This is a genomic window from Pseudoxanthomonas sp. 134C1 (assembly GCF_057773065.1).
On the sequence record NZ_JBYMTH010000002.1, the window covers coordinates 629,048 to 643,932 of the forward strand.

Below are 14,885 nucleotides of genomic sequence, written 5' to 3' on the forward strand. Positions count from 1 at the left end.
CCTACTCGCTGCGCCCGTAGATATCCGAGTAGCGGACGATGTCGTCTTCACCCAGATAGTCGCCGGATTGCACCTCGATCAATTCCAGCGGCTCCTTGCCGGGGTTCTCCAACCGATGCTTGGCCCCGATGGGGATGTAGGTGGACTGGTTCTCGTACAGCTCGAAGACGTCGTTGTCGCGGGTAACCCGCGCCACGCCCTTGACCACGATCCAGTGTTCGGCCCGATGCGCGTGTGATTGCAGCGACAGCTTTGCGCCCGGTTTGACCTTGATCCGCTTGACCTGATGGCGCACGCCCATGTCCACCGAATCGTAACTGCCCCAGGGCCGGTGCACTTCGCGATGCAGGACCGCCTGGCTGCGCTGGCCGTCCTTGAGCTGGGCGACGACCTGTTTCACTTCCTGCACGCGATCCTTGCGCGCCACCAGCACGGCGTCGTCGGTTTCCACGACCACGATGTCATCGAGCCCCACCAGAGCGACCAGGCGTTGTGCGTAGGCATAGCTGTTGCGGGTGTCGACCGCGATGACGTCTCCGTGGTGGGCGTTGCCATCCTCGTCGCGCTGTCCGACTTCCCACAACGCGGACCAGCTGCCGACATCGTTCCAGCCGATGTCCACCGGCAGCACCATCGCATGGCTTGTTCTTTCCATCACCGCGTAGTCGATGGAATCGGAAGGGCTGGCCGCGAAAGCCTCCTTGTCCAGGCGTACGAAATCGCCGTCACTGTTGGCGCCCGCAAAGGCCGCGCGTACCGCGGTGATGATGTCGGGCCGGAATCGCTCCAGCTCATCCAGATAGCGGCTGGCGCGGAACAGGAACATGCCGCTGTTCCAGTAGTAGCCACCGGCATCGAGATAGGACTGCGCGATGGAAGCATCCGGTTTTTCGACGAAGCGCGATACCTTGCGCATGCCCTCGCCGGCTTCGGCCTGGATATAGCCGAAGCCGGTTTCCGGTGCATCGGGCACGATACCGAAAGTCAGCAGCGCACCCGCCTCGGCGGCCGGCAACGCCGCTTGCACGGCGCGCCGGAAACCCTCTGCATCGCGGACGACCTGATCGGATGGCAGGACCAGCAACACCGGGTCGTCACCCTCCGCCATCGCCTGCAATGCCGCCGCGGCGATCGCCGGCGCGGTATTGCGACCCACCGGTTCCAGCACGATGTGCGGCGCGGGCGCGCCAATCTGGCGCAGCTGTTCGGCGACCAGGAAACGGTGCTCCTCGTTGGCCACCACGATCGGCCGGGCACCGGCCAGCGGCGCGATCCGCAGCCAGGTGTCCTGGACCATCGTCCGGTCACCGGCCAACGGCAGGAACTGCTTCGGGTAAGCCTCGCGCGACAGCGGCCACAGGCGCGTGCCGGAGCCACCGGAGAGCAGGACGGGTTGGAGTGCGGCCATGGGTCTCTCGCACGAAATGAGGACGGCAGTTTACCCTTTAGCCCGCAACCACCCCTGTCCGGACAACGCATGACCACCGAGCTCCACGAAGATGCCCGCGCCGCGCAACGCCTTGCCTGGGCAAGGACCGTCGTGGGCATGCCCGCGCTGGCGCTGGAACGGGCCTCGGTCGACGCCGGATTCCGCAGCTACTGGCGCACGCAAGGGGCGCAACCCAGCCGGATCGTGATGGACTCCCCACCGGGACTGGAGGATGTGCGCCCCTGGCTGAAGGCGCGCGATTTGCTCGCGGGTGGTGGTGTGCGCGTGCCGCAGGTCATCGCGCGCGACGTCGAGGCCGGCTTCCTGCTGCTGGAGGATCTGGGTGGACCGACCCTGGCCCAGAGCATCGACGCCGGCAGCGCGGATGGCTGGTTCGACCTGGCCATCGACGAACTGATCAAGCTGCAGGGAATCACCCCGCCGGAAGGTACCGGCGAGTTCGGCGAAGCGCTGCTGCAGCGGGACGCGGGCCTGTTCGAGGAATGGTTCCTCGGCCGCCATCTGGGCATCACCCTGGATTGCGGCGAAGGCGAACGCCTGCAACGGACGCAGCGACGCCTGATGGACAACGCGCTGGCGCAGGCGCGCGTACTGACCCACCGCGACTACATGCCGCGCAATCTGATGCCGACACGCCCCCTGCCGACCGTGCTGGATTTCCAGGACTGCGTCTGGGGACCGGTGGCCTATGACCCGGTCAGCCTGTTCAAGGACGCCTTCCTCAGCTGGCCGCTGGAACGGGTCGACGGCTGGCTGGCGCAATACCACGCGCGGGCGCGGCAGGCCGGCATCCCGGTGCCCGACGCCTGGCCGGTGTTCCTGCGCGATGCCGACTGGATGGGCATCCAGCGACACCTGAAAATCCTCGGCATCTTTGCCCGCCTCCACTACCGCGACGGCAAGATGCGCTATCTGCCGGACGCCCCGCGTTTCATCACCTTCCTTGACGAGGTGCTGCCCCGGCACCCACTGCTGGCGGACCTGCGCCAATTGCTGGACGAACGCATCAAGCCCGCCATGCAGGCGAAGGAGCCGACGGCATGAAAGCGCTCATCCTCGCCGCCGGCCTGGGTGAGCGGATGCGTCCGCTCACCGATCACACGCCCAAGCCGCTGTTGCAGGCGGGTGGCAAACCGCTGATCGTCTGGCACCTCGAAAAGCTCGCCGCGATGGGCATCCGCGATGTGGTGATCAACATCAGCTGGCTGGCAGGACAGTTCCCGCAGATGCTGGGTGATGGCGAACGCTGGGGCCTGCGACTGCACTGGTCGCACGAAGGACCGACGCCGCTGGAAACCGGCGGCGGCATGCTGCACGCGCGGCCGCTGCTGGGCGAGGAGCCCTTCCTGCTGGTCAACGGCGACGTCTGGACCGACTACGACTTCACCCGCCTGCCCGCCGAACCGGACGGACTGGCGCACCTCGTCATGGTGGATACACCCGCCCACAAGACCCACGGCGACTTCGCGCTGGAGGACGACGGTACGGTCCGCGACGATGGCGCACGGCGCCTCACCTATGCGGGCCTGGGTGTCTACCGCCCCGCTCTGCTCGACGACTGGAACGCGATCGTTGGCGATCAGGTCGGCATGCCGCCGCGCTTCGCGCTCGTGCACCTGTTGCGCGCGCACATGCCCGAGGGCGCCATCCACGGCGAGTACTGGGGCGGAGGCTGGACCGATGTCGGCACGCCGGAGCGGCTGGCGCAGCTGGACGCGGCCCTGCGCGGCTGAGCCGGCATGAAGGGTTGTCCACAATCGGTGTGGATGAAAAACCGACAAAGATGTGGATAAGTGACGGACCGCCCCACGGGGCGGGCGTGTCAAGCCGGTTGGCTGTTTTTTCACCAGTGGATGGAACGGCGGCGCATCATCACACCCGTCCGTCGCCGCGCGCGATGACTCAGCGCGGCTCCAGCACGCTGCGCAGAAACGGCACGGTGATTCGCCGTTGCGCCGCCAGCGACGCCCGATCCAGTTGCTCGAACACCGCCACCAGGCGGCCGAGATCGCGATCGGTGCGGGTCAGCAGCCAGTCGATGGCCGCGTCCTCCAGCACCAGGCCGCGCCGCTGCGCACGTTCGCGCAACACCTCGCGGCGCCCGTCATCGTCCAGCGGCACCAGCATCACCCGCGTGCACTGCGACAGCCGCGAGCACAGATCCGGCAGCACCAGTCCGATCTCCGTGGGCACGTCGCGCGCGGTGTACAGCACGCGGATGCCGGCGGGGCGCGCGCGGTTGTGGAAGTCGAACAGCGCGACTTCGTCCTCGCGGTTGCCCGCGATCAGATCCAGTCCGTCCAGCGCCACCACGTCATGCCCTTCCAGCGACTGCAGCGCTTCGCGCAGCCGCCCGACCGCCGCCGCCATCGGAAGGAACGCCGCGCGCGCGCCGTTTTGTTCGGCATGCGCGCACAGGGCGAGTGAGAGATGGGTCTTGCCGGTCCGCGGCGCCCCCACCAGGTACAGCCAGTCGGAGGAGGTGCCCTCGGCCAGCGCGCGCAGCTGCGCCAGCGCGCCGTCCGGCGCACCGACGAAACTCTCGAAACGCTGGTCCGGCGGATAGCGCAGCGCCAGCGGCAGCTGTGGCGTCAGCCCGCCGGGAGAAGAAGGACGACTCACTTCACTGGCCTTCGCTGTTCGACTTGTCGCCGCCCTCGTCCTGCGTGCCCCTGTCCAGGGTGCTCTTGTCGACATAGGAGTCGAGCAGGATGGTTGGATGCTCGCCGGCATACAGCTTGCTCTGCGTATAGCGCTCGTGCGCATAGCGCAGCAGCACATTGGCGACCGCCGCCACCGGCAGCGCCAACAGCATCCCGAGAAAACCGAACAACTGGCCGCCGGCCATGATCGCGAAGATCACCGCCACCGGGTGCAGACCGATGCGATCGCCGACGATGCGTGGCGTGAGCACGTAGCCTTCCAGCATCTGCCCGATGACGAACACCACCAGCACCAGCGCCACCAGACTCCAGTCGCCGCCGGTCTGGACCAGCGCGGCGATCACGCCCAGGACGATGCCGCTGGCGGTGCCCAGGTACGGGACGAAGCTGATCAAGCCGGCGATGATGCCGATCAGCAGACCCAGCTTGAGCCCCACCACCGACAGGCCGATGGCGTAGATGGCGCCAAGCGCCAGCATCACCAGGAACTGTCCACGCAGGAACGCGCCCAGCACGTCGTTGGATTCCAACGCCAGCCGGTCCACGGTGGCGACGTGATCGCGCGGTATCAGCGCGGCCACACGCTCGACCAGCTTGTCCCAGTCGCGCAGGAAGTAGAAAGTGAGGATCGGCAGCAGCACGATGTTGGCCACCCAGGCCATCATCGCGAAGCCCGAACGCGACAGATAGCCGAAGAACGTCGCGGCCACGCCGCCAGCCTGCTGCCAGTGCCCGCGCAGCCATTCCATGATCCGGTCCGGATCCAGCCAGGCCACCAGTTCCAGGCCGGTGTGCTGTTCGACCCACGGCAGCGCGCGCTGCACGAACCAGTCCCGGTATTCCGGTAGCGATTCCACCAGCGTCACGATCTGCCGTTCCAGCATCGGCACCAGGATCAGCAGCGCCAGCACCAGCAACAGCAGCATCAGGGTGAACACCAGCACCACCGAGGTCGTGCGCGAGCGGCCAGTGCGTTCCAGCCGATCCACCCAGGGATCGCCCAGCCACCCCAGCAGCGCCGCGCAGACGAACGGCGTCAGCACCGGCGCCAGCAGGTAGATCACCCAGCCGACGATGGCGGCGATCAACAGCCATTGCCAGCGCCTCGCCAGCGTGCCGACCGGAGTGGAAGAAAGATCCATGCGAATGAACGTCCTGTGGGTACGGGAGGATTTACTTCAGGCGGAACACCGGCGGCTCGCCCTCGCCACCGATCAGCGGACTGTCTTCGCCCAGCATGCGGCGGAAGCCGGACAGGCCCGAAATCAGCTCCAGATCCAGTTCCAGGGTGTCGCCACTGGCGCGCACGGGGGTGATTCGCCGCACCACCGCCATCTTCTGCAGTTGGCCCATCAGGCGCAGGTAGTCGTCGGTGCTGTTGATGCCCGCGAACACCACGCGGTAGGTTCCGGCCGGGCCGGCCGCGCCGCGCTTGGCGTAACGCTTGACCAGCGCGTCGGCGGTGCCATCCGCGCCACCGGCCATCGCCCGGCGCGCATCGACATCGCTGGTCGACCAGGTGGACAGGACCTTGCCGGCGTCGACGAACACCCAGTCGGCGGTCCAGCCGCCCTTGTTCCGGTAGAGCTTGCCGATCAACTGCATCGGCGGGTTGTAGCGGGCCGAGGCGCGCGCCACCGCCGCCGCGTCCTGGCGCCAGATCGCCCCCACCAGCGCCTGTTCGGCCGCATTGCCGGCCGGCAGGCCGAGGCTGTAGCCCCGGTCCTGCGCGCGACTGAGCAGCGGACGCACCGCATTGGCCTGCGACAGGCCGACCAGGCGCGGGCCACTGCCATCGTTGATGGCCAGCCAGACCACCGGCTTGGGGCGTGGCTGCGGCCAGACCGGCAGGCCCAGGACCGCGGCCATGCCGTCGACGGCATCGGAATCGAATCGGACGATCAGGGTGGTGCGGAACGTCGGGGCGCCGCTGGGCGAGGTGCCCTGGTCCTGGCGGTAGTCGTAGCTGTCGACGAGATTGCGGGCGTTGCGCAGTTCCTGGCCCACGCCGGGCCGTCCGGTCACCGCCCGGTCGCCGGACATCTTGGCCAGCACCACGCCCAGCGCGCGCGCGAACGCGCCGTTGCGTTCCGCCTCGCCCTGCCCGTTCACCGGCACCTCGGCCTCGTAGGTGCCGCGCGCGGCGGCAACGTCCCCCTCGGTGCGCAGCCCGCTCTGGGCCTGGGCCGGGGTGACCGTCCACGAGGCGGCCATCAGCGTGGCCGCGGCGAATACGAAAGCTCTCATCCAGCGCATCGAGCGTCCCTGTGCTCCGCAAATCGGGGGAATTGTTGCCCGAATGAGTCGCCAGCGCCAACGCCGGCCGTTCAGGGAACGTCCGAACCGGGCGCGGATTCCTTTAAAATCACGCGCCTTGCCCTTGCGACCCATTGCCGTGACCCAGCCGACGCCTCCCGCCCCCACCCCGATGACCTACCGCGAAGCGGGGGTCGACATCGACGCCGGCAACGAGGTGGTCGAACGCATCAAGCCGCTGGTCCGGCGCAGCTTCCGCCCGGAGGTGATGGGCGGTCTGGGTGGTTTCGGCGCGCTGTTCGATCTGTCCGGCAAATACAAGGAGCCCGTGCTGGTTTCCGGCACCGATGGCGTCGGCACCAAGCTCAAGCTTGCCCAGCAGCTGAACCGCCATGACACCATCGGCATCGACCTGGTCGGCATGTGCGTCAACGATGTATTGGTGCAGGGCGCCGAACCGCTGTTCTTCCTCGACTACTTCGCCACCGGCAAGCTGGACGTGGAGACCACGGTCGCGGTGGTCGGCGGCATCGCCAAGGGCTGCGAATTGTCCGGCTGCGCGTTGATCGGTGGCGAGACCGCCGAGATGCCCGACATGTACCCGCCAGGCGAGTACGACCTGGCCGGCTTCACCGTCGGCGCGGTGGAGAAGTCGAAGCTGCTCGACGGCGCCAAGGTCCGCGCGGGCGATCTGCTGATCGGCATCGCCTCCAGCGGCCCGCACTCCAATGGCTATTCGCTGATCCGCCGCATCTACGATCGCGCCGGCCGTCCCGGTGATCTGGATCTCGGCGGGGTCAAGCTGGTCGATGCCTTGATGGCCCCGACCCGCCTGTACGTCAAACCGGTGCTGGAGCTGCTGAAGACGCACGACATGCACGCGATGGCGCACATCACCGGTGGCGGCCTGACCGAGAACATCATCCGGGTGGTGCCGGACGGCCTGGGCCTGCGCATCGATGCCAGCGCCTGGACCTTGCCGCCGGTATTCGACTGGCTGCAGCGCGAAGGCGCGGTGGAAAACAGCGAAATGTGGCGCACCTTCAACTGCGGCATCGGCTTCGTGCTGGTGGTCGCGCCCGGCGAGGTCGCCGCGGTGGAAGCCGACCTGGCCCGCCTGCAGCTGCCGAACTGGCGCATCGGCGAAGTGACCAGGGCCGGCGACGCCGAGCGCGTTTCGATCGGCTGATCCCCATGCAGTCCGGCAAACGGGTCGCCTTCGCCTCGGCGTTGGCGATCTTCGCCCTCAGCTGGATCGCGCCGCGCTGGCCGTTCGAGCAGACGTTGCACAGCAGCCTGACCGTGGTCGGCCTGATCTGGCTGTTCGCGCACGATCGACGCTGGCCCATGCGCACGTCGCATTTCACCCTCGTCTGCGTCTTCATCGCCCTGCACTGCATCGGTGCGCGCTGGTTGTACTCCAACGTGCCGTACGATCAATGGGCGCGCGCGCTGACCGGACAGACGCTGAGCGAACTGTTCGGCTGGCGCCGCAATCATTTCGATCGCCTCATCCATCTGCTCTACGGCATCTGCTTCACCCCGGCGGTGTGGCACTGGCTGCGCCAGCGCTGGCCGCTGACGGCTGGCCAGGGCTTCGCCATCGCGGTGATGCTGATCATGTGCACCAGCCTGTTGTACGAATGGCTGGAATGGGGCATCGCACTGACGCTGTCGCCGGAGGCGGCCGAGTCCTACAACGGTCAGCAGGGGGATGTCTGGGACGCGCACGCCGACATGCTGCTGGCCACCCTCGGCGCATTGGCGATGCGGCCGCTGATGCGGCGCGAGCGCCGGGAACCACGCCGACCATGAACAAGAATCGGATCGCCATCCTGGTCTCCGGACGCGGCAGCAATCTGCAGGCGCTGCTGGACGCCATCGATGCCGGCCGGCTGGACGCGCGGATCGTCGGCGTGTTCTCCGACAAGCCCAAGGCGCCCGCGCTGGCCCGCGTACCGGAACCGCTGCGCTGGAGCGCGGACGCGCGGCGCTTCCCGGATCGCGCGGACTTCGACGCGGCCCTGGCGGACGCCGTGGACGCGGTCCGCCCCGACTGGGTGATCTGCGCCGGCTACATGCGCATCCTCGGAGAGGCCTTCACCGCCCGTTTCCGTGGCCGCCTGCTCAACATCCATCCTTCCCTGCTGCCCAGGTACCGGGGCCTGCATACCCACGCACGGGCCCTGGAAGCGGGCGACCGCGAGCATGGCGTCAGCGTGCACTGGGTAGTGCCGGAACTGGACGCGGGCGCGGTCATCGCCCAGGCCACCATCCCGGTGCTTCCGGGTGATGCCCCCGAGGATCTGGCCGCCCGCCTGCTGCCCCGCGAGCACGCCCTGCTGGCGACCACCGTGGCGCTGGTGATCTCCGGCCGTCTCACTGAACAGGGAGACGTGGTCTGGCTGGATGGTCAGCCCTTATTAAAACCTCTGTCCCTAGATTCTGCCGGTCAACTGACCCTCCCCATCGCGACATGACGCCGCTCCCGACCCGCGCAATGCTGCTGGCCACCCTGCTGCTGATCAGCGCGCCCACATGGGCGCTGGAGCCTTTCGTGGCCACCTACGACGCCTATCGCGCCGGCAAGCTGGCGGGCAGCGCGACGATGAAGGTCGCGCAGGTGCCGGGCGACGGGCGCTGGCAAGTCGATCTCGGCGTGCGCGGAACCCGCGGCCTGGCCCGCCTGTCGGGGTTGGACATCCAGCAGAGCACGCTGTTCGACACCGCGGGCGAGGCATTCCGGCCGCTCAGCCAGGCCACGACCCAGAGCGCGCTTTTCACCGGCAAGAAGGTGGTCGGCGTCTATGATTGGAGCGTCCTGTCGGCCCGCTGGCAGGGTGATCTGAAGAAGAACCGGCGCGCGCCTGTTCCGCTGCAGCCTGGCGACATGAGCGCGTTGCTGGTCAACCTGGCGGTCATCCGCGACGCCGAACCCGGCCGCCAGTTGCATTACCGCGTGGTCGATTTCGGCAAAACCCGTGACTACCAGTACGCGGTCGCGCCGCAGACCGAAATCGTCACGGTGGACGACCTCAGCTACGACGCCATGCGTGTGGACCGCACCAATGGCGGCAATGACGAAACCATTTTCTGGGTGGCCCAGGGCGTCCCGACGCCGGTCCGCATCCTCCAGCGGGAAGATGGCGAGGACAAACTGGATCTGCGCCTGATCGAGTACCAAGGAGTACCGTAAGCCATGAACAAGAAGATCGCCTCGTTGCTTCCTTTCCGCATGTTCCGCCTGCCCGCGCTGGCGGCCCTGCTGGCGCTGGCCACCGCGCCTGCCTGGGCCGTCGATGCATTCACCGCCCAGTATCAGGCCAGTGCGTTGGGCATGCTCGGCGAAGGCCAGATGAGCGTCGCCCCCCAGGGCAACAACCGCTGGCAGTACAGCCTGAGCATCCGCAACCAGCTGGTCGACCTGAGCCAGAAGACCGTGTTCGACGAGCAGAACGGCCGCCTGCGCCCGCTGTCCAGCAGCGACAGTTCGCGCATTCTGGTCAAGAAGAAGTCGGTGGACACCGTCTACGACTGGGGCAAGTCGCAGGCCACCTGGAGCGGCGACATCAAGCCCGATCGAGCCGGCCCGCTGAAGCTGCAGCCGGGGGACATGGATGCGCTGCTGGTGAACCTGGCGATCGTGCGCGATGTCGCCGCCGGCAAGCCGCTGCGCTATCGCATGGTCGAGAACGGTCGCGCCAAGCCGATGACCTACCAGGTGGCCGGCAAGGAGCGCATCACCGTGGCCGGCAAGTCCCAGGAAGCCACCAAGGTCATCCGCACCGACGGCAACAAGCAGATGATCGTCTGGGTGGTGCCTGACATGCCGGTGCCGGCACGCATCCTGCAGCGCGAGAACGGTCAGGATTCCATCGACCTGACCATCAAGTCCTGGCGCTGATCCGGCGGACCGAAAAAAGCCCGGCGATTGCCGGGCTTTTTTTCATCGCTTCACTTCGCGGGTTCTTCGCGGGTGGCGACCGTGGTCCGGCAATCCACCCGGATCGATTTGCCGTCACTGCGCCACGTGTAGGAGCGGCATTCGCGGCGGCCTTCGGTGTGCTTCTCCACCACCACCGCGTAGAACGCCTGCATGATTTCCTGCTCGGTGACGTTGCCGTCGCCGTTCCAGTCCATGTCCTTGTTGGAAATACCGCTGGTGCCGGCTGCTCCGGTGAAATGCAGATAGGCCAGCACGGCCAGCAGCAGGGCGAAGAACACCAGCAGCGCCTTGCGCCGGGGCGAGAAACGTGCGCGCTTTGTCGTCGACATCGTGGCGTGCTCAGGAAATCCGGCGGATGCGGGCGCCCAGCGCGCCCAGCTTCTCTTCGATGTTCTCGTAGCCGCGATCCAGATGATAGATGCGGTCGATCACGGTATCGCCCCCGGCCACCAGGCCGGCGAGGATCAACGAGGCCGATGCGCGCAGATCCGTCGCCATCACCGGCGCGCCGCTGAGCTTCTCCACACCGCGCACGATCGCCGTATGCCCTTCCACGCGGATGTCCGCGCCCAGGCGCAGCAGCTCGTTCACGTGCATGAAGCGGTTTTCGAAGATGGTCTCGTTGATCACGCCAACGCCTTCGGCCACGCAGTTCAGCGCCATCAGTTGCGCCTGCATGTCGGTCGGGAACGCCGGGTACGGCGCGGTGGTCAGGCTGACCGCGCGCGGGCGCCTGCCCTGCATGTCCAGGCTGATGGTGTCGGCGGTGGTCTCGATGGAGGCGCCCGCCTCGCTCAGCTTGTCCAGCACCGCGTCCAGGGTGTCGCCACGGGCACGGCGGGCGATGATGCGGCCGCCGGTCATTGCCGCGGCCACCAGGAAGGTTCCGGTCTCGATGCGGTCAGGCAGCACCGCATGGCGACCGCCGTTGAGTCGCTCGACACCACGCACCACGATGCGCGGGGTGCCCGCGCCCTCGATGTCCGCACCCAGCGCGATCAGGCAGTCCGCCAGATCGGTGATCTCCGGCTCCATCGCCGCGTTCTCGAGCACCGTGGTGCCTTCGGCGAGTGTGGCCGCCATCAGCACGTTCTCGGTGCCGGTCACGGTGACCATGTCGAACACGTAGCGGTTGCCCTTGAGCCGCTTGGCCTTGGCCTTCACGTAGCCGTTCTCGACCACGATGTCCGCGCCCAGCGCCTGCAGGCCCTTGATGTGCTGATCGACCGGGCGCGATCCGATCGCGCAGCCGCCCGGCAGCGACACTTCGGCCGCGCCGTACTTCGCCAGCAGCGGACCGAGCACCAGGATCGACGCGCGCATCGTCTTGACCAGTTCATACGGCGCCACGTGCTGATTGACGCTGCGCGGGTCGACGATGATGCCGCTGCCGCGCGACAGCGTGCCCTCGTCGATGCTGATGCCTGCGCCGAGTTCGCCCAGCAATTTGATGGTGGTCACCACGTCGTGCAGATGCGGGACGTTGGTGATTTCAACGGGCGCGTCGGCGAGCAGGGTGGCGCAAAGAATCGGCAGCACCGCGTTCTTGGCGCCGGAGATGGTGACTTCACCCTGGAGCGGGATGCCGCCGGTCACTACGATTTTCTGCATGGATCACTCGAATGGAAAAAGGGGAGAGTTGTCCGGCTCATTCGCCGGGACGGGTCTGATGCTGCTCGGCACGATCGTGGATCTCGTACCAGTCCGCCTTGGAACCCACGAAGATGTGCATCGCGGGCCCGGCGGACAAGGGGGTATCCAGGCTGCCCACGCGCAGCCGCAGCTGCTCCGGCATCGCGTCGCGGCGACTGTACAACGGCGACGCGCAGCGGCGACAGAACATCCGGTGGACACCGGGCGAGGATTCGTATCCCGCCAGCAGTTCGGTCCCTTCCAGCAGTTCGAAACCGGCGGTCGCGATCGGCACCACCGCCTGGAACGCCGAACCGTTGGCCTTGCGGCATCGCGAACAATGGCAGACCACCATCGCCCCCAGCCCGCCGCGCACGCGGTAGCGGATGCCGCCGCACAGGCAGCTGCCGGAAGCGACCGGGGCGGACTGCGCCGTCATCCGGCCTATTTGCCGTCCGGGGTGACCGTCTTCAGGGCCAGCGCGTGGATGGCGCCGCCCATCAGGTCGCCCAGGGTCGCGTAGACCATCCGGTGCCGGGCCAGCGGCAGTTTGCCGCGGAACGCTTCCGCCACCACCGTCGCCTCGAAGTGCACTCCGTCCGCTCCCTCGACCTGCGCCTGCGCGCCCGGCAGGCCGGATTCGATGAGTTTACGTATGGTTTCGGTGTCCAACAGGCATTTCCTAATAAAATGGCCGCCTATTCTATCCCTCCGCCCGGCTCCCGCATGCCCCAGACGCTCTCCTCCAACCCGGCCGTGCAGGACGCCCAACTGGTCGCGAGCGGGCGACGGGTGATCGAGATCGAGGCGCAGGCGTTGACCGCGCTGGCCAACCGCATCGACGGCGGCTTTTCGGCGGCCTGCCGCGCCATCCTGGCCTGCCACGGCCGGGTCGTCGCCACCGGCATGGGCAAGTCCGGGCACATCGCCCGCAAGATCGCCGCCACGTTGGCCTCCACCGGCACCCCGGCCTTCTACGTGCACCCCGGCGAGGCCGGTCACGGCGATCTGGGCATGATCACCGACGCCGACGTGGTGCTGGCGTTGTCCTATTCCGGCGAGTCGGACGAACTGCTGATGCTGCTGCCGGTGCTCAAGCGCCAGGGCAACACCGTGATCGCCATGACCGGCAAGCCCGCGTCCACCCTGGCCCGGGAGTGCAGCATCCATCTGGACGTCAGCGTCCCGGCCGAAGCCTGTCCGCTGGATCTGGCGCCGACCAGCAGCACCACCGCGACCCTCGCGATGGGGGATGCGCTGGCGGTGGCCCTGCTGGAAGCCCGCGGTTTCACCGCCGACGACTTCGCCCGTTCCCATCCGGCCGGCAGTCTCGGCCGGCGCCTGCTGCTGCACATCACCGACGTCATGCATGCCGGCGACGACGTCCCCCGGGTGACCGAGGGCGCGACGCTGAGCGAAGCGCTGATGGAAATGAGCCGCAAGCGCCTGGGCATGACCGCGGTGGTGGACGCGGGGCAACGTCTGGTGGGATTGTTCACCGACGGCGACCTGCGCCGGACCCTGGACAACCCCGCCCTGGACATCCGCCACGCCCGCATCGCCGACCTGATGACCCGCCAGCCCAAGACCATCGGTGCCGACCAGTTGGCCGTGGAGGCCGCCCGCATGATGGAAACCCATAAAATCAGCGGTCTGATCGTGGTCGACGCTGAACAACGGCCGGTCGGCGCCCTCAACATTCATGACCTGTTGCGCGCGCGCGTGGTCTAAGAAGCCCCGGAACCGGAAAGGGCGGCGGGGAATCCGCCCCTCCCGCTCCGGTTCTCCCTTTCGATTCACCAGTCCGCCCTAACCATGCCCCTGTCCCATCTCGCCGACATCGACGATGCCCTGATCGCCCGCGCCCGGGGGATACGGCTGGCCTGCTTCGACGTCGACGGCACGCTGACCGATGGCCGCCTGATCTATGACGACGAGGGGCGGGAGTCCAAGGCGTTCCACATCCATGACGGACAGGGCCTGGTGCTGCTGCGGCGCGCCGGGGTCGAAGTCGCGCTGATTACCGCCCGCCACAGTCCTGCCGCCGAACGGCGGGCGCGCGAACTGGGCGTGCGCATCCATGTCGGGGTCAAGGACAAGCTGGCCCAGGTCGACGCCCTCTGTGCCGAGCTCGGCCTGGATCGTGCGCAGGTGGCCTTCATGGGCGACGACCTGCCCGATCTGGCACCCCTGCGCGCGGTCGGCCTCGCCATCGCGCCGTCCGATGCCCATGCCTGGACCGCCCGCCACGCCCATTGGCGCACCCGCGCCCGCGCCGGTCGCGGCGCCGCCCGCGAGGCCTGCGATCTGCTGCTGGGGGCGCAAGGCCACGCCGCCGGCCTGTGGGAGGGCATCGCATGAACTGGCGCCTGACCATTGGCCTGGTGCTGCTGGTGGCCGCGATCTTCAGCGGCTGGTCGGCATGGAAGCAGCGCGCCCGTCCGGAAGCCGTCGCCGCCGGGCCCGACCGGTCCGACTACGTCATGCATGACTTCGAAGTCGTCGCCCTCGACAAGCAGGGCAAGGAAGCGGTGACCCTGCGCGCCCCGGAGATGCACCGCAACCCGGCCGACGAAAGCCTGTCGATCACCACTCCGCTGTTCCTGCTGCCCGACAGCGAGGGCAAGTACTGGCAGATGCGTTCCAAGACCGGCTGGATGAGCCCGGATCACTCCGAATTGCGGCTGCTCACGGACGTCCAGGGCACCAGCCCGACCGACGCCCCCCCGCCAACGGTGTTCAGGACCCAACGGCTGGACATCTTCCCGGACAAGAATCTGGCGACCACCGAACTGGCGGTTACCATCACCCGGCCCGGTTCTATACTCAGTGGCGTCGGCTTCGAGACGCACCTGAAGAACAAAACCTACGAATTCAAATCCCAGGTCAAAAGTGTCTATGCACCCAAGTCTGCGCGCTAGCGCCCTGCTGCTTCCGC

The 14,885-nt window shown here is 67.6% G+C and carries 18 protein-coding genes; 10 read left to right on the forward strand and 8 right to left on the reverse strand.

Going from position 1 to position 14,885, the window contains the following annotated elements; translation table 11 throughout:
• Position 1: 1 nt before the first annotated feature.
• A complete protein-coding gene (locus AC3DEZ_RS06760) occupies positions 2–1,408 on the reverse strand; it encodes a mannose-1-phosphate guanylyltransferase/mannose-6-phosphate isomerase (RefSeq protein ID WP_488387525.1) in 1,407 nt (468 codons plus the stop codon).
• A 69-nt stretch (positions 1,409–1,477) separates the two neighbouring features.
• Between AC3DEZ_RS06760 and AC3DEZ_RS06765 the strand changes: the two genes are divergently transcribed.
• Both AC3DEZ_RS06765 and murU read left to right on the forward strand, forming a co-directional pair.
• Positions 1,478–2,494, forward strand: coding sequence for an aminoglycoside phosphotransferase family protein (locus AC3DEZ_RS06765; protein ID WP_488387526.1), 1,017 nt, complete (start codon positions 1,478–1,480; stop codon positions 2,492–2,494).
• Positions 2,491–3,183, forward strand: a complete 693-nt coding sequence (gene murU, locus AC3DEZ_RS06770) for an N-acetylmuramate alpha-1-phosphate uridylyltransferase MurU (RefSeq protein WP_488387527.1) — start codon at positions 2,491–2,493, stop codon at positions 3,181–3,183. Before AC3DEZ_RS06765 ends, murU begins: the two co-directional genes overlap by 4 nt.
• A 169-nt stretch (positions 3,184–3,352) precedes the next feature.
• Here the strand turns inward: murU and hda are convergent, their stop codons facing one another.
• From hda to AC3DEZ_RS06785, 3 genes are read right to left on the reverse strand one after another with little or no spacing between them, the layout of a single operon-like run.
• Positions 3,353–4,045 (reverse strand): DnaA regulatory inactivator Hda, encoded by a 693-nt coding sequence (gene hda, locus AC3DEZ_RS06775; protein ID WP_488387577.1) that lies wholly within the window; start codon positions 4,043–4,045, stop codon positions 3,353–3,355.
• Positions 4,046–4,073: 28 nt separating this feature from the next.
• Positions 4,074–5,255 carry an AI-2E family transporter gene (locus AC3DEZ_RS06780; protein WP_488387528.1) on the reverse strand — a complete coding sequence of 394 codons (1,182 nt, stop codon included), beginning with the start codon at positions 5,253–5,255 and terminating at the stop codon, positions 4,074–4,076.
• Between the two features lie 31 nt (positions 5,256–5,286).
• Positions 5,287–6,360, reverse strand: a complete 1,074-nt coding sequence (locus tag AC3DEZ_RS06785; protein WP_488387529.1) for a DUF2066 domain-containing protein — start codon at positions 6,358–6,360, stop codon at positions 5,287–5,289.
• Positions 6,361–6,508: 148 nt separating this feature from the next.
• Between AC3DEZ_RS06785 and purM the strand changes: the two genes are divergently transcribed.
• From purM to AC3DEZ_RS06810, 5 genes are read left to right on the forward strand one after another with little or no spacing between them, the layout of a single operon-like run.
• The gene (gene purM / locus AC3DEZ_RS06790) at positions 6,509–7,558 is read left to right on the forward strand and encodes a phosphoribosylformylglycinamidine cyclo-ligase (RefSeq protein WP_488387578.1); all 1,050 of its coding nucleotides are present in this window, start codon (positions 6,509–6,511) and stop codon (positions 7,556–7,558) included.
• A gap of 5 nt (positions 7,559–7,563) precedes the next feature.
• The gene (locus AC3DEZ_RS06795) at positions 7,564–8,184 is read left to right on the forward strand and encodes a DUF2238 domain-containing protein (RefSeq protein WP_488387530.1); all 621 of its coding nucleotides are present in this window, start codon (positions 7,564–7,566) and stop codon (positions 8,182–8,184) included.
• Positions 8,181–8,849 carry a phosphoribosylglycinamide formyltransferase gene (purN, locus tag AC3DEZ_RS06800; RefSeq protein WP_488387531.1) on the forward strand — a complete coding sequence of 223 codons (669 nt, stop codon included), beginning with the start codon at positions 8,181–8,183 and terminating at the stop codon, positions 8,847–8,849. The genes AC3DEZ_RS06795 and purN overlap by 4 nt, the downstream gene beginning before the upstream one ends.
• Positions 8,846–9,565, forward strand: a complete 720-nt coding sequence (locus tag AC3DEZ_RS06805) for a DUF3108 domain-containing protein (protein ID WP_488387532.1) — start codon at positions 8,846–8,848, stop codon at positions 9,563–9,565. Before purN ends, AC3DEZ_RS06805 begins: the two co-directional genes overlap by 4 nt.
• Before the next feature lie 3 nt (positions 9,566–9,568).
• Positions 9,569–10,273: a DUF3108 domain-containing protein gene (locus AC3DEZ_RS06810; RefSeq protein ID WP_488387533.1), complete on the forward strand. Its 705-nt coding sequence runs from the start codon at positions 9,569–9,571 to the stop codon at positions 10,271–10,273.
• Positions 10,274–10,323: 50 nt separating this feature from the next.
• On the opposite strand, the gene AC3DEZ_RS06815 is transcribed toward AC3DEZ_RS06810, so the two are convergent.
• The 4 genes from AC3DEZ_RS06815 to AC3DEZ_RS06830 are packed head-to-tail and all read right to left on the reverse strand — an operon-like array spanning position 10,324 to position 12,619.
• Positions 10,324–10,644 (reverse strand): EF-hand domain-containing protein, encoded by a 321-nt coding sequence (locus tag AC3DEZ_RS06815; protein WP_488387534.1) that lies wholly within the window; start codon positions 10,642–10,644, stop codon positions 10,324–10,326.
• A gap of 10 nt (positions 10,645–10,654) precedes the next feature.
• The gene (gene murA / locus AC3DEZ_RS06820; RefSeq protein ID WP_488387535.1) at positions 10,655–11,926 is read right to left on the reverse strand and encodes a UDP-N-acetylglucosamine 1-carboxyvinyltransferase; all 1,272 of its coding nucleotides are present in this window, start codon (positions 11,924–11,926) and stop codon (positions 10,655–10,657) included.
• Between the two features lie 37 nt (positions 11,927–11,963).
• Positions 11,964–12,386, reverse strand: coding sequence for a GFA family protein (locus tag AC3DEZ_RS06825; RefSeq protein WP_488387536.1), 423 nt, complete (start codon positions 12,384–12,386; stop codon positions 11,964–11,966).
• 5 nt (positions 12,387–12,391) lie between these two features.
• Positions 12,392–12,619: a BolA family protein gene (locus tag AC3DEZ_RS06830; RefSeq protein ID WP_447104945.1), complete on the reverse strand. Its 228-nt coding sequence runs from the start codon at positions 12,617–12,619 to the stop codon at positions 12,392–12,394.
• Between the two features lie 54 nt (positions 12,620–12,673).
• Between AC3DEZ_RS06830 and AC3DEZ_RS06835 the strand changes: the two genes are divergently transcribed.
• The 3 genes from AC3DEZ_RS06835 (at position 12,674) to lptC (ending at position 14,868) form a co-directional block, all read left to right on the forward strand.
• The gene (locus AC3DEZ_RS06835; protein WP_488387537.1) at positions 12,674–13,678 is read left to right on the forward strand and encodes a KpsF/GutQ family sugar-phosphate isomerase; all 1,005 of its coding nucleotides are present in this window, start codon (positions 12,674–12,676) and stop codon (positions 13,676–13,678) included.
• An 84-nt stretch (positions 13,679–13,762) separates the two neighbouring features.
• Positions 13,763–14,308 carry a KdsC family phosphatase gene (locus AC3DEZ_RS06840; protein WP_488387538.1) on the forward strand — a complete coding sequence of 182 codons (546 nt, stop codon included), beginning with the start codon at positions 13,763–13,765 and terminating at the stop codon, positions 14,306–14,308.
• Positions 14,305–14,868, forward strand: coding sequence for an LPS export ABC transporter periplasmic protein LptC (lptC, locus tag AC3DEZ_RS06845; protein WP_488387539.1), 564 nt, complete (start codon positions 14,305–14,307; stop codon positions 14,866–14,868). The genes AC3DEZ_RS06840 and lptC overlap by 4 nt, the downstream gene beginning before the upstream one ends.
• Positions 14,869–14,885: the final 17 nt, after the last annotated feature.